Here is a 13,146-nt window from a genome sequence, read left to right as displayed (position 1 = left end):
GGCCTAGGCGCGCGATTAAACGAAGTAGAGCGTCATCCATTCACAGATGAGAGCAGGCTTCTCTTCGCCTTCGATCTCGATCGTGATTTCGCAGGTCTGCTGCCACTGGCCCGGACGTTTCTCAACCATTTCGGTAAGCTTCCAGTGACCGCGAATGCGTTTGCCAGAACGGACAGGCGCGATGAAGCGCGTTTTGTTGCCGCCGTAGTTCACCGCCATCTTGATCCCGTCGAGCTTGGGCATATCGCTCGCCGCGCCCAGCGCCGGGATCATCGAAAGCGTCATGAAACCATGCGCGATGGTGCCGCCAAACGGCGTCATCTTGGCGGCTTCTTCGTTGACGTGGATGAACTGGTGATCACCGGTTGCCTCGGCGAACATGTTGATCTTGTCCTGGCTCATCTCGATCCATTCAGATGTACCGATATTCTCGCCGGTTTTTGCTGCCAATTCTTGCGGGTTCATGGGGTGCTCCTCTGCCATTATCGCCGCGCGCAGTGATGCTGCGCAGCCGGTTTACGTTTACGTTATGCTGGCCGCTACATGGCAGGCGAGAGGAGTTGATGCAATGCGCCAGAACGGCGCTGGCCTATGCCGTTACGGAATCGCCATCAGGAAAGCGGCCCGCGCCATCACCGCGATTTACGCGCTCCCCACCCGGCCCCGCCAATTTGCGTTCCAGCCGGGCAAGTTCAGCCCGCTCCGATTCGATCCGCAGGCAATAGGAGTTCAAACCGATTTGCAGGCCGATAATCATCAGCACGACCGGTTGATAGGCGATACCCTGAAACAGCGCGCCGGTGACGTAAACCAGCGTCGCCAGCTGGAGCGAGGCTGCCATTGGCGCGATCCAGTTTTCCTCTTCGGATTGCTTGCCCCGCCAGCGCCGGTGAATGCGCTCCATCTGCCAAACGCCCAGCCCCTGCAGCATCAGCCATATCGCCAGCCCCGGATACCCCTGTTCGCCCAGCAGCTCGAATATGGCCGAGTGATAGGCGCGCGCCTGATCGGTGACTTCGCGGTATTCGATGGAGGTCGTGCTCCCCACCTGTTCGCGGACCGGCAATTCATATGTAACACTGTTGCCGCGATATGCATCGAAGCCTCCGCCCGCCGGATTGCTGGCGGCATAATCGAGCGTCCATTTCCACACGGCCATGCGGGTCGAGGCGCTTTCATCGCCGCTAGGCTGGGTGATGGTCGCCATGCGTTCATAATAGGATTGCGGCAGGAACGGCAGCGCCATCAGGCCCAGCGCCCCCCCTGCGACGATAAACACCATGCGCCGCTTCACATAACGAAGCAGCAGCAGCGCCAGAACCGCGATACACACCAGCCCGGTGCGTGCCTCCGTTCCGATGGGCACCATCAGGCACGCAAAGATCAGCAGGACGGCAAAACCGGTCACGGCTGGGCTGGGTTTAAAAATCGTGCCATACCGCGCAAACCACGCGATCAGCGGCGTCAGCGCGATGGAGACCGTCGCCAGTGTAGAGCTTTCGTAAATACCGCTGTTGTCGTTGACGAAGAATTTGAGGTTCTCATACCCGCCGCCGCCCAGCACGGTTTTCATGCCTGTGCCGATGACGATGGTCGCGATGGACAGGACCAGGATCAGCGCCAGTGCCTCTATCCGCGCCCGCGTTGTCAGCGTCAGCGGAAGGAACAGTGCAAACAGCAATGCCTTCCACACCCAGTCCCATTTCGTGGCCGCGCTATCGGGAAAATCGGCATTGCTCGTGGTCCACCAGCAATACATCAGCAGCGCCAGGATCAGCCCCTGCCGGAATGAAAAGCGCGCGCCCTCTTTCCGGTCCAGCAGCAGCCACCCGCCAAACGCCGCAGCAAACGCAACGAGGGAGATTTGCAGCTCCGTTATCAGAGTGTAGCCGATACGCTGCGGCGCCACGATATCGATATAGACATACAGCAGCACCCACAGGAACGGCCGTCTCAGCCCCAGCAGCAGGATGTAGAAAATGAAGGCGAGGAAGACGAGATCGAGCATCAGCTCTCCTCGGCTTTCGCTCTGGATTGGCGCCGCCCGGCCCCGCGCAGCTGTTTGCGCGTTTTTGTATTGGCTTCCTTGATGCCCTCTATCAGGGGATCGGTATCGACCCTCTCCCGCCCAAACAGCTGCCAAAAGGCAAACGCCATCAGCGCGTGTCCAATAGTAAGGGCGAGGTAATCGATCATCGCCCTGCCTTAAAGCGGTGCGGTTGACGGTCCGTTAAGCACAAGTGTGCAAGACGGCGCGCCATGACCCGCATCCTGCACGTGCTTGACCATTCGCTGCCGCTTCACAGCGGCTACACTTTCCGCACGCGCGCCATTTTGAAAGCGCAGCAGGCGGCAGGGCTGGAGGTGCGCGCCATAACCGGACAGCGGCACCATGTGGACGCGCCGGGCGACGGGGCGGACCAGATCATTGACGGGCTGACCTTTCACCGCACGCCCGGCGCGCCGTCGGGTCCGGCGGTGGCAAAGGAAGCGCGCGAGATCGCGGCTTTGTCCTCCAGCATTCGCGGCCTTGCGCGCAAATGGCGGCCCGACATCATTCACGCGCACTCACCCGCATTGTGCGGGGCGGCTGCGACGGGTGCCGCCCGCGCGCTTGGAATACCGCTGGTCTATGAAATCCGCGCTTTTTGGGAGGATGCGGCGGTCGGCAACCACACCGGCACCGAAGGGTCGATGAAATATCGCCTGACCCGCCAGCTTGAAACGCGCGTTGTCAAAAGCGCCGATGCCATCTTCACCATTTGCAGCGGCCTGCGCGATGATCTGATTGCGCGCGGGATTTCTCCCGGCAAAGTCGGCATCATGCCCAATGGCGTCGATCTGTCGCTGTTTGGCGATCCTCCGGCTCGCGACGTATCCCTGGCCTATGAGCTGGATTTACAGCGCGGCGATCCGGTGATCGGGTATATCGGCAGCTTTTACGATTACGAAGGCGTGGACGATCTGATCGCCGCGATGCCGATCCTGCGAAAGGCGCATCCGCGGGCGAAATTGCTGCTGGTCGGCGCGGGCGAGATGGATGCGAAATGGCGCGAAGCCGCAGCGCGGTTGCCCGATCCCGGTGCGGTGATTTTCACAGGGCGCGTGCCGCATGACACGGTTGAACGGTATTATTCGCTCATCGATGTGCTGGCCTATCCGCGTAAGGCATCCCGCCTCACTGATCTGGTCACTCCGCTCAAACCGCTTGAGGCGATGGCGCAGGGGCGGATCGTGGCGGCATCGAATGTTGGCGGCCACCGGGAGCTTATCACCGATGGCGAAACCGGCACCCTGTTCGACCCCGGCGACCCGCAGGCCTGCGCCGATGCGCTGGCCGACATTCTGGCATCGCGCGATGATTGGGACGCGCTGCGGGAACGCGGACAGCAGCACGTCCGGTCCCGGCACGACTGGTCGGTCAATGTTCAGCGTTATCTATGCGTTTACCAAGCCCTGCTAAACCGCAAGCACACCGATGCTGCACTATTACAGGCAGCCCATCAAAGCGGCCTTCGGGCCTAGGCAGTTTTAACGCAGCGCGGGGGCGATATGCGCAATATCAGAGCACGTTTGGCCGAAAATGCGCAGGCAAAGGCACAGGCACAGGCCGAAGCAGAGGCGCACGGCGCATCTGCCGAAACCAGCGACACCGAGACAAACGCAGCAATCCGCACCGAACCTGCCGCGGCCAAGGCTGCGCACCCGCGGGCAACGCGCGTTGGCAAAGCTCCGCTTGTCGCGCATCCTGCTTTCATCCCGATGCTCACGGTCTGGGGCGCTTTATTGTGCGGCCTTAGCGCGATTGTTGCGCCGCCCTGGCTGGCAGAACGTTTTACAGCGATCACCGGGCTTGGCACGGCAGCCGGGTATGGCGCGGCGGTTTTCGCCGGCCTTGCCGCGCTGATCGGCGGGACGATCGCATTTTGCGCCGCGATGCTGGTGAAGCGCGCGACCATTGATGCGCATTCCAACGGAGCGGTCGCTCGCATGGCAACCACTCTGGTGCGCCCGATTGATCCCGCGACCGAACTGGGCAGCGACAGCTTGGACGCGCCGATTGAGGACCGGGCCGATCTTACGGATGGACCTTCCATTCCAGACGCAGGCGAAATGCCAGCCGAGGGCGGATCAAACCTGCCGCGCGATCTCAGTCTGGGCGAATTTGCCGAGCTAAAGGGCCGAAACGCGGTCTGGGTTGAAGAGACAGAAGACGAGGCATTCGATCACGGCGTGAGTGTGACCGCCGACGATCTCACCGCCGATTTCAGCGATTCGCAGCCTGAAATCGCGGCCCCGGAAGAAATCGAAACGCCGCCGGTCATGCCCGCTGCGGTCGCGAAACTGCGCAAGGTTCCGCCGCAGGATCTCAGCCTGATCCAGATGGTCGAACGATTCGCTGTCGCCCTTCATGAACGGCAGGAGGCCGAGCAGATGGACAAGGGCGCGCATACTGCAGACACGCGCGATGCCCAGCTTGCCCAGGCGTTAAAGGCGCTGTCCACGTTTACGCAGGACGATCCGGCCGCGCCGGGAATCGCGTCTGCGCGGCCCCATTCCGTGATGGAAGAACTGCAAGACACCAACCGCGAACTGCGCGAGGCATTGACCAAATTGCAGGGGCTCAGCGGCGCTGCCTGACCAGGCCTTAAAGCCAAAGCGCACAAAACGCATAGCTGACGCTTACCTATGCGTAATAAAACTTCGCTCTTCGCGGTTGCAAAATCCCAATTCCGTCGGCAATAGGAATGTGAAACGCGGCGCAGCTGCCCGATGGTTTGCTGCGTCCGACATTCTGCCGCTGTTTGAACCATGCGCCGCACGTGCATAGGTATCAGGTATCGGCATCTTACAGATCGGATTTTTGCCATGGGACAGCCCACCTCCCAGGGTCTTTACGACCCCGCCAACGAACATGACGCCTGCGGTGTAGGCATGGTCGCCCATATCAAGGGCGAACGAAGCCACTCGATTGTCCAGCAATCGCTTGAGATCCTTGAAAAACTGGATCACCGCGGCGCGGTGGGAGCCGATCCGTTGCTGGGCGATGGTGCGGGTCTGCTGATGCAGATTCCCGACACGCTGATCCGCCGCTGGGCCGACGAAAACGGCCTTTATCTGCCGCCTTCGGGCGAATACGCGGTGGCGATGGCGTTCCTGCCGCAGGACGATGCGGCGCGCGATTTCGTGATTGACCGGTTTGAAACCCTCGCCGCGAAAGAGGGCCAGAATATCATCGGCTGGCGCGATGTGCCCACCACGATGGAAGGGCTGGGCGCGGCTGTCATCGATTCGATGCCGGTCATCAAACAGGCAATCGTTGCGCGCGGCGAAGAACTGGCCGATCAGGACGCGTTTGAACGCAAATTGCTTGCGCTGCGCAAACAGACGCTGAACCCGTTGGCAAAACTGGCCGAAAAGCACGGGCTTGAAGGTCTGACCGAAACTTACATGCCGAGCTTTTCCAGCCGCACCATTGTTTACAAAGGGCTGCTGCTGGCGACCCAAGTGGGCAGTTTTTATGACGACCTGCGCGATCCGGAATGCGTCTCCGCGTTCGGCCTTGTCCACCAGCGGTTCTCCACCAACACCTTTCCCAGCTGGCGGCTAGCCCACCCGTTCCGCTTCATCGCGCATAACGGAGAGATCAACACGGTTCGCGGCAATGTGAACTGGATGAATGCGCGCCGCCGCACGATGGAAAGCGACCTACTTGGTCCTGATCTCGACAAGATGTGGCCGATCATCCCGCACGGCCAATCCGACACCGCCTGCCTCGACAATGCATTGGAACTGCTGCTGGCGGGCGGATACAGCCTTGCCCATGCGATGATGATGCTGATACCCGAAGCGTGGAACGGCAACGCTTTGATGGACCCGGCCCGGCGCGCCTTTTACGAATATCACGCCGCCCTGATGGAGCCGTGGGACGGCCCCGCCGCCGTGTGCTTCACCGATGGACGCCAGATCGGCGCGACGCTGGACCGCAATGGTCTGCGCCCGGCGCGGTTCTGCGTGACCAAGGATGACATCGTCTGCCTCGCGTCAGAAAGCGGCGTGCTGCCGTTTGCCGAGGAAGACATCGTGCGCAAATGGCGTCTTCAGCCCGGCAAGATGTTGCTGATCGACCTCGAACAGGGCCGCATCATCGAAGATGACGAGCTGAAAGCCGATCTCGCCACGTCCGAACCCTTCGCCAAATGGCTGGAACAGGCGCAGGTCCGGCTTGAGGATCTAACCGATATAGAGCCGGAGCTGTCCGAAGTGCCGGAGGATCACACCACTCTGCTCCAGCGCCAGCAGGCGTTCGGTTATACGCAGGAAGACATCTCGCGCTTCCTAGAACCGATGGCGGTCAAAGGCGACGATCCGATCGGCTCCATGGGCACCGATACGCCCATCGCCGTCCTGTCGGACAAGGCGCGGCTGCTCTACGATTATTTCAAACAGAACTTTGCGCAGGTCACCAACCCGCCCATCGACCCGATCCGTGAAGAGCTGGTGATGAGCCTGCTGTCGATGATCGGCCCGCGGCCCAACCTGCTGGGCCATGATGCCGGCACGCACAAACGGCTGGAAGTCAAACAGCCGATCCTCACCAATGACGATCTGGCAAAAATCCGCTCGGTCGAATCGACGGTGGACGGCGCGTTTCGCTGTGCGACCATCGATACGACTTGGGATGTAGAGGCCGGGGTTGAAGGCATCGAGCTTGCCATTCGCGAAATGTGCTGGGCCGCGACCGAGGCGGTGCTGCAGGATCACAACATTCTGGTCCTGTCCGACCGCGCGCAGGACGAAGGGCGCATTCCGATGCCCGCACTGCTCGCCACGGCGGCTGTTCACCATCACCTCGTGCGGCAAGGTTTGCGGATGCAGACCGGCCTCGTCGTCGAAACCGGCGAAGCGCGCGAAGTGCACCATTTCTGCGTGCTGGCCGGTTACGGAGCGGAGGCGATCAATCCGTATGTGGCGTTTGAAACGCTGGAGGATATCCGCAGGCGCAAGCATTCCGAAATCAGTGCCGAAGAAGTGCAGCAAAACTTCATCAAGGCCATAGGCAAAGGCATCCGCAAGGTGATGTCGAAGATGGGCATATCCACCTACCAGTCCTATTGCGGGGCACAGATTTTCGACGCGGTCGGCCTGTCGAGCGACTTTGTGGAACAATATTTCACAGGGACCTCCACCACCATCGAAGGCGTCGGGCTGGCGCAGGTGGCAGAGGAGAGCGTGCGCCGCCACGCGCAGGCATACGGTGATAATCCGCTGTACAAGAGCATGCTGGATGTCGGCGGTATCTATCAATACCGCCTGCGCGGGGAAGAGCACGCCTGGACCCCCGCCAATGTCGCGCAATTGCAGCACGCGGTGCGCGGCAACGATGCGAAAAACTACGAAGAATTCGCCAAGAGCGTGAACGAGCAATCCGAACGGCTGCTGACCATTCGCGGCCTGCTCGAATTGAAGAAGGCGGACAGCGCCATCCCACTAGACGAGGTCGAACCGGCCTCTGAAATCGTGAAGCGGTTCTCCACCGGCGCGATGAGCCTGGGGTCGATCAGCCACGAAGCGCACTCGACCATGGCGCTGGCCATGAACCGCATCGGCGGCCGTTCCAACACCGGTGAAGGCGGAGAGGAGCCGTTCCGCTTCCGACCGATGGAAAATGGCGATTCGATGCGCAGCCGCATCAAACAGGTCGCGAGCGGCCGGTTCGGCGTCACAACCGAATACTTGGTCAATGCCGACGATATCCAGATCAAGATGGCGCAGGGTGCAAAGCCTGGTGAGGGCGGCCAATTGCCCGGTCACAAGGTGGACAAACGGATCGGCGCGGTGCGCCACTCGACGCCGGGGGTGGGCCTCATTTCCCCGCCGCCGCACCACGACATCTACTCGATCGAAGACCTCGCCCAGCTGATCCACGATCTGAAAAACGTGAACAATGACGCGCGCATCTCGGTAAAACTGGTGTCCGAAGTGGGCGTCGGTACGGTTGCGGCTGGCGTATCGAAAGCGCGCGCCGACCACGTTACCATTTCCGGCTATGACGGCGGCACGGGTGCTTCGCCGCTTACATCGCTGACCCATGCGGGCAGTCCGTGGGAAATCGGGCTTGCCGAAACGCAGCAGACATTGCTGCTCAACGATCTGCGCAGCCGCATCGCAGTGCAGGTCGATGGCGGCCTGCGCACGGGCCGCGACGTTGCCATTGGCGCTTTGCTGGGCGCAGACGAGTTTGGCTTTGCCACCGCTCCGCTGATCGCGGCGGGCTGCATCATGATGCGCAAATGCCACCTTAATACATGCCCGGTCGGCGTCGCCACGCAAGACCCTGAACTGCGCAAGCGGTTTACCGGCACGCCCGAACACGTGGTCAATTACATGTTCTTCGTCGCCGAGGAATTGCGCGGCATCATGGCCGAAATGGGCTTCCGCACGGTTGAGGAAATGGTGGGCAGAGTAGACCGGCTCGACATGACCCGGATGCACCGCCACTGGAAAGCGCGCGGCATCAACCTGTCACGCCTGCTCCACGTGCCCGAACTTGCCGAAGGGGCAAAGCTCTACAACACCGAAACGCAGGATCACGGTCTGGGCGCGGCGATGGACAACGCGCTGATCGCGGACGCAAAGGACGCGATCGAGGGGGCGAAACCGGTTCAGCTCGATTACGAAATCCGCAATGTGAACCGCACGGTCGGCGCGATGCTATCGGGCGAAATTGCGAAAGCACACGGCCACGAAGGGCTGCCGGTCGATACCATCCGCGTAAATCTGACCGGGGTCGCCGGGCAAAGTTTCGGCGCATGGCTCGCCCACGGCGTAACGCTCGACCTGTCGGGCGATGCGAACGATTACGTGGGCAAAGGGCTTTCGGGCGGACGCATCATCGTGCGCCAGCCGGACGGCGTGCCGCGCGATGCGGCAAACAACATCATTGTCGGCAACACCGTGCTTTATGGCGCGATTGCGGGTGAGGCGTATTTCAGCGGCGTCGCAGGTGAACGGTTCGCGGTCCGCAATTCAGGCGCGATCGCCGTGGTCGAAGGCGCGGGCGACCATGCCTGCGAATACATGACCGGCGGCGTTGTCGTCGTGCTGGGCAAGACGGGCCGCAACTTTGCCGCCGGGATGAGCGGCGGCGTGGCCTATGTCTACGATCCTGATGGCGATTTCAGCAAGCTGGTCAATCACGCGCAGGTCGAGCTGGAGCCGGTATCGGGTCAGACCGACAGCGAAGAGGGCACCGGCCGTCCGGCGCAGCGGCCACGTTCCGTCAGCGATTTCGGCATGGGCGACATGCTGCGTCATGACGGCGACCGGCTGCGTATCTTGATTGAGCGGCACCAGCTGCACACCGGCAGCGCGATTGCCGGGGAGCTGCTGGCAGACTGGGACGCGGCGCTGACGCGTTTCGTCAAGGTCATGCCGACCGATTACAAGCGCGCGCTTGAAGCTATGGAAGCCGAGCGCGAAGAAGCCGCCTCTGTCGCGGCGGAATAAGGGTTAGTTACGATGGGTAAAGACACCGGATTTCTGGAACTGGATCGGCGCGAGCGCGACTATCTCGATCCCAAGGAACGTCTCAATAATTACCGCGAATTCGTAATCCAGCCGGATGACGAAACGCTATCCTCGCAGGCATCGCGCTGTATGGATTGCGGCATTCCGTATTGTCACAATGGCTGTCCGGTGAACAACATGATCCCGGACTGGAACCATCTGGTCTATGAGAACGACTGGCGCAATGCGCTGGACCTGCTGCATTCGACCAACAACTTTCCCGAATTTACCGGCCGCATCTGCCCCGCCCCGTGCGAGGCAAGCTGCACTCTCAACATCGTCGACCAGCCGGTCACGATCAAGAGCATCGAATGCGCGATTATCGACCGCGGATGGGACGAAGGCTGGGTCACCCCGCAGATTCCCGAAACCAAAACCGGCAAATCTGTCGCCGTGGTCGGTTCCGGCCCCGCCGGCCTTGCCTGCGCGCAGCAGCTGGCGCGCGCGGGTCACAGCGTGACCGTGTTTGAAAAAAGCGACCGCGTTGGCGGCTTGCTGCGTTACGGCATTCCCGACTTCAAGATGGAAAAGCAGCTGATCAGCCGCCGCTGCATCCAGATGGAGGCTGAAGGGGTTGAATTCCGCACCAGCAAGGAAGTTGGCGTCGATGTCTCCTTTAAAAGCTTGCAGGAAAACTTTGATGCCATCGTCCTGTCGGGCGGGTCCGAAGATGCGCGCGCTCTCTCCATTCCCGGCGCCGAGATGACAGGCGTACGGCTGGCGATGGAATTCCTGACCCAGCAGAACAAGCGTAACGCAGGCGACGAAGAAGTTCGCGCTGCACCGCGCGGCAGCCTGCTCGCCACTGGAAAGCACGTGGTCGTCATCGGCGGCGGCGACACCGGCAGCGACTGTGTCGGCACGTCCAACAGGCAGGGCGCGAAAAGCGTCACTCAGCTGGAAATCATGCCGAAACCGCCTGAAAAAGAAGACAAGGCGCTGACATGGCCCGACTGGCCGCTGAAACTGCGCACCTCTTCCAGCCATGAAGAGGGCGTGGAGCGCGACTGGGCGGTCCTGACAAAGCGCGTGGTCGGCGACGGCGAGAAAGTCACCGGCCTCGAATGCGCGCGCGTCGAATGGAAAGACGGGCAAATGCAGGAGGTCGAAGGCAGCACCTTCACGATCCCTGCCGACCTTATCCTGCTGGCGATGGGCTTTACCGGTCCGAAGAAAGCCGGTCTGCTGGAACAGGCAGGCGTCGAGCTGACCGATCGCGGCAATGTGTCGGCCGACACGGATCGCTATGCCACCAGCGTTGATGGCGTCTTCACCTGCGGAGATATGCGGCGCGGGCAGAGCCTTGTCGTGTGGGCCATCCGCGAAGGGCGCCAATGCGCGCGCAGCGTGGACCAGGCGCTGATGGGCGTGACGGAACTGCCGCGCTGACATTGGCTTGGCCTGTAATGGCAGGCTGGTAATGGCTAGCAGGGCGACCAGCTTGGTTAGTGTAGGCTTACCAAGAGTATGATTTTTGCGTGATTGTGCCGGATCGGTCCAATTGCGCTTGCTCCCAATCCACGATGATACTGACAGACAGGCCAAGACAGCCTTGACGCTGATCGATAGGAATGTTTCTATCTATCAAGTATCGAATACTAATAAGTAAAATCGCTCTGGGTTTCTGGAGCCGGTCTACGGGTGGGAATAACTTGGTCGCAATTTCGCATTTCAGGCAGGCACTGTTTTTGCTTGCCGTCAATATTGCTGCGGTCAGCCTGGCAACTGCGCCGCCTGTTCTTGCCAATACGTCAGCGGGCGCGAATGATCCGGCCCCTGAAACACCGGAACCCGCACCCGTTACCCACGCCGTCACGCCGCAAGACGGCGGGGGCGCGCAGGTTTCCGTCGAAACCGAAACAGCATCCGATCACACAGAGCCAAAGGCCGCCGCAGCAAATCCCCTCTCCGCCCGCGTTGTCATGTCACAATTTGTCGACATGCCGGTTGTGGGCGATGCGGACAGCACGCTGCGATATGCGGGCCGGGCGGATGCCTATATCGACATTGCGGGCAGCGCGTGGGGGCTGGATGACAGTTTCACGCTGACGGTCCGCCCTGAATACACATGGGGCAAGGACAGCAATGGCACGATCGGCCTGATCCCGAACAACACCGCGCTGTTCCGGGGCGAAACCGCGGGCGATTTCGACGTGTCGGTCAGCGTGTCGAAACAGTGGCAGTCGGGGGCCAAACTGACAGTTGGCAAAGTCAACGTCCTCGATCTGGGCGGGCAATTACCAGTCGTCGGCAGCGACGGGCATCACGGGTTCCAGAACCTCGGTTTTGCGCTGCCGCCTTCGGCCATCATCCCGAACACGATCACCGGCGCGCTGCTTTCAGTCCCTACCGAGGATGCGCTATTCCGGCTCTGGGTGTTCGACCCGGATTCGCAATATGAGCGCACCGGGTTTGAAACCGGCTTTGAAAGCGGGGTCGGGTTTCTCTCATCGGTGACAGTCCCGGTAAAAATCGGCGGAAAGCCCGGCTATTACGCGCTCAAACTGTCGGGTTCGACCCGCGATGACATTTCTTCGAGCAACCTTCCTGCGGCGCTGATCCCGCCTGCGGCAAGCGGTTTCGGAAACACCAAAGGCGAATTCGCCGCCGTGCTTGCCGCGTATCAGTTCCTCGATGTCTACCCGGAGGCACCGGGCAAAGGCTGGGGCTTTTTCGCGCAGGCCTATGCTTCGCTGGGCGATCCGACGTTCCTCGACAAAAGCGGCTTTGTAGGCATCTCGGGCAACCCGCGCCGCCGCACTCAGGACCGTTTCGGCGCGGGCTATTTCCGCTATTCGCTGACCGACGGGCTGGTCGATGCTTTGAACACACGGCTCGGGCTTGAGGACGAAGAGGGGGTGGAGCTGTTCTATACCCTCGGCATTGCAGACCGGTATGAACTGACAGCAAACGTCCAGATTATCGACAGCGTCGTGACCGCGCGCGACACAGGCGTACTGGTGGGCCTGCGGCTGACCACCGGGTTTTGATGGGAGGCACGCATCGCCCGACGTATATTGATCACAGGATGTTCAGGCGGAGGCAAAACCACTGTGCTGGAAATCCTATCTCGTCGCGGCTTCCATGTTGTGCCAGAGCCGGGTTTGCGGGTCATCCGATCTGGCGGTCCGGCACCCTGGGATAGTCTCGATCAGTTTATTTGTGCAGTGATCGACCTGTCCAAAGCCGATTTGGACGAGGCCGCCAACGTAAAGGGCGATGTCTTTTTCGACCGAGGATTGCTGGATGCGCTATCGGGCCAAGCCGCAAGGTCCGAGACGGATCTCGCGCTCCTATCGTTCGAGCCATTTCCTTACAGCGAGCCTGTTTTCTACGCTCCACCTTGGCCTGAAATATTTGAACAGACGCTTGAGCGCCAATTGCCATTGGATGCTGCAATTGAGGAGGCCGAGAGGCTGAAGCGGGACTTACAAGCGCTCGAAATTGTGCATCTCGTTCTGCCCAAATCCTCTGCAGAAAAGCGTGCGGATTTCATAATTGAAAGTCTACACCATGTTCCCTTGGCAAGCGCAGATTAACCTGCGCCTATCGCTCGTTGCTGTATTGCATCTATTC

At 60.8% G+C, this 13,146-nt stretch carries 9 protein-coding genes; 6 read left to right on the top strand and 3 right to left on the bottom strand.

Annotated elements, in window-relative coordinates; all coding sequences use genetic code 11:
- Window positions 1–15: 15 nt before the first annotated feature.
- The 3 genes from ACGHU1_RS10885 to ACGHU1_RS10875 all read right to left on the bottom strand — a co-directional run bounded on the left by ACGHU1_RS10885 (window position 16) and on the right by ACGHU1_RS10875 (window position 2,196).
- Window positions 16–465: a MaoC family dehydratase gene (locus ACGHU1_RS10885; RefSeq protein WP_390586805.1), complete on the bottom strand. Its 450-nt coding sequence runs from the start codon at window positions 463–465 to the stop codon at window positions 16–18.
- A gap of 124 nt (window positions 466–589) precedes the next feature.
- Complete coding sequence (locus ACGHU1_RS10880) at window positions 590–2,008, bottom strand: putative O-glycosylation ligase, exosortase A system-associated (RefSeq protein ID WP_390586804.1); 1,419 nt, start codon at window positions 2,006–2,008, stop codon at window positions 590–592.
- Window positions 2,008–2,196: a hypothetical protein gene (locus ACGHU1_RS10875; RefSeq protein WP_390586803.1), complete on the bottom strand. Its 189-nt coding sequence runs from the start codon at window positions 2,194–2,196 to the stop codon at window positions 2,008–2,010. The genes ACGHU1_RS10880 and ACGHU1_RS10875 overlap by 1 nt, the downstream gene beginning before the upstream one ends.
- A 63-nt stretch (window positions 2,197–2,259) precedes the next feature.
- Between ACGHU1_RS10875 and ACGHU1_RS10870 the strand changes: the two genes are divergently transcribed.
- The 6 genes from ACGHU1_RS10870 to ACGHU1_RS10845 all read left to right on the top strand — a co-directional run bounded on the left by ACGHU1_RS10870 (window position 2,260) and on the right by ACGHU1_RS10845 (window position 13,109).
- Window positions 2,260–3,525: a TIGR04063 family PEP-CTERM/XrtA system glycosyltransferase gene (locus tag ACGHU1_RS10870; protein WP_390586800.1), complete on the top strand. Its 1,266-nt coding sequence runs from the start codon at window positions 2,260–2,262 to the stop codon at window positions 3,523–3,525.
- Between the two features lie 27 nt (window positions 3,526–3,552).
- Complete coding sequence (locus tag ACGHU1_RS10865) at window positions 3,553–4,641, top strand: hypothetical protein (protein WP_390586799.1); 1,089 nt, start codon at window positions 3,553–3,555, stop codon at window positions 4,639–4,641.
- Window positions 4,642–4,869: 228 nt separating this feature from the next.
- A complete protein-coding gene (gene gltB, locus ACGHU1_RS10860) occupies window positions 4,870–9,510 on the top strand; it encodes a glutamate synthase large subunit (protein WP_390586796.1) in 4,641 nt (1,546 codons plus the stop codon).
- Window positions 9,511–9,522: 12 nt separating this feature from the next.
- The gene (locus tag ACGHU1_RS10855; protein WP_390586794.1) at window positions 9,523–10,959 is read left to right on the top strand and encodes a glutamate synthase subunit beta; all 1,437 of its coding nucleotides are present in this window, start codon (window positions 9,523–9,525) and stop codon (window positions 10,957–10,959) included.
- A gap of 263 nt (window positions 10,960–11,222) precedes the next feature.
- On the top strand, window positions 11,223–12,560 hold the full coding sequence (locus tag ACGHU1_RS10850; protein ID WP_390586791.1) for a carbohydrate porin: 1,338 nt from the start codon (window positions 11,223–11,225) through the stop codon (window positions 12,558–12,560).
- Window positions 12,561–12,587: 27 nt separating this feature from the next.
- Complete coding sequence (locus ACGHU1_RS10845) at window positions 12,588–13,109, top strand: AAA family ATPase (protein WP_390586789.1); 522 nt, start codon at window positions 12,588–12,590, stop codon at window positions 13,107–13,109.
- The last annotated feature ends 37 nt before the right edge of the window (window positions 13,110–13,146 follow it).

It is taken from the genome of Erythrobacter sp. MTPC3, assembly GCF_042854385.1.
Classification (GTDB): Bacteria; Pseudomonadota; Alphaproteobacteria; order Sphingomonadales; family Sphingomonadaceae; genus Erythrobacter.
This window is presented reverse-complemented; position numbering and strand designations above follow the sequence as displayed.

What these genes read in the sequence shown, in the direction of transcription:
- ACGHU1_RS10875 (WP_390586803.1), bottom strand. Translation starts at nt 2,196, where the DNA reads ATGATCGATTACCTCGCCCTTACTATTGGACACGCGCTGATGGCGTTT.
- gltB (WP_390586796.1), top strand. Translation starts at nt 4,870, where the DNA reads ATGGGACAGCCCACCTCCCAGGGTCTTTACGACCCCGCCAACGAACAT.
- ACGHU1_RS10880 (WP_390586804.1), bottom strand. Translation starts at nt 2,008, where the DNA reads ATGCTCGATCTCGTCTTCCTCGCCTTCATTTTCTACATCCTGCTGCTG.
- ACGHU1_RS10870 (WP_390586800.1), top strand. Translation starts at nt 2,260, where the DNA reads ATGACCCGCATCCTGCACGTGCTTGACCATTCGCTGCCGCTTCACAGC.
- ACGHU1_RS10855 (WP_390586794.1), top strand. Translation starts at nt 9,523, where the DNA reads ATGGGTAAAGACACCGGATTTCTGGAACTGGATCGGCGCGAGCGCGAC.
- ACGHU1_RS10865 (WP_390586799.1), top strand. Translation starts at nt 3,553, where the DNA reads ATGCGCAATATCAGAGCACGTTTGGCCGAAAATGCGCAGGCAAAGGCA.
- ACGHU1_RS10885 (WP_390586805.1), bottom strand. Translation starts at nt 465, where the DNA reads ATGAACCCGCAAGAATTGGCAGCAAAAACCGGCGAGAATATCGGTACA.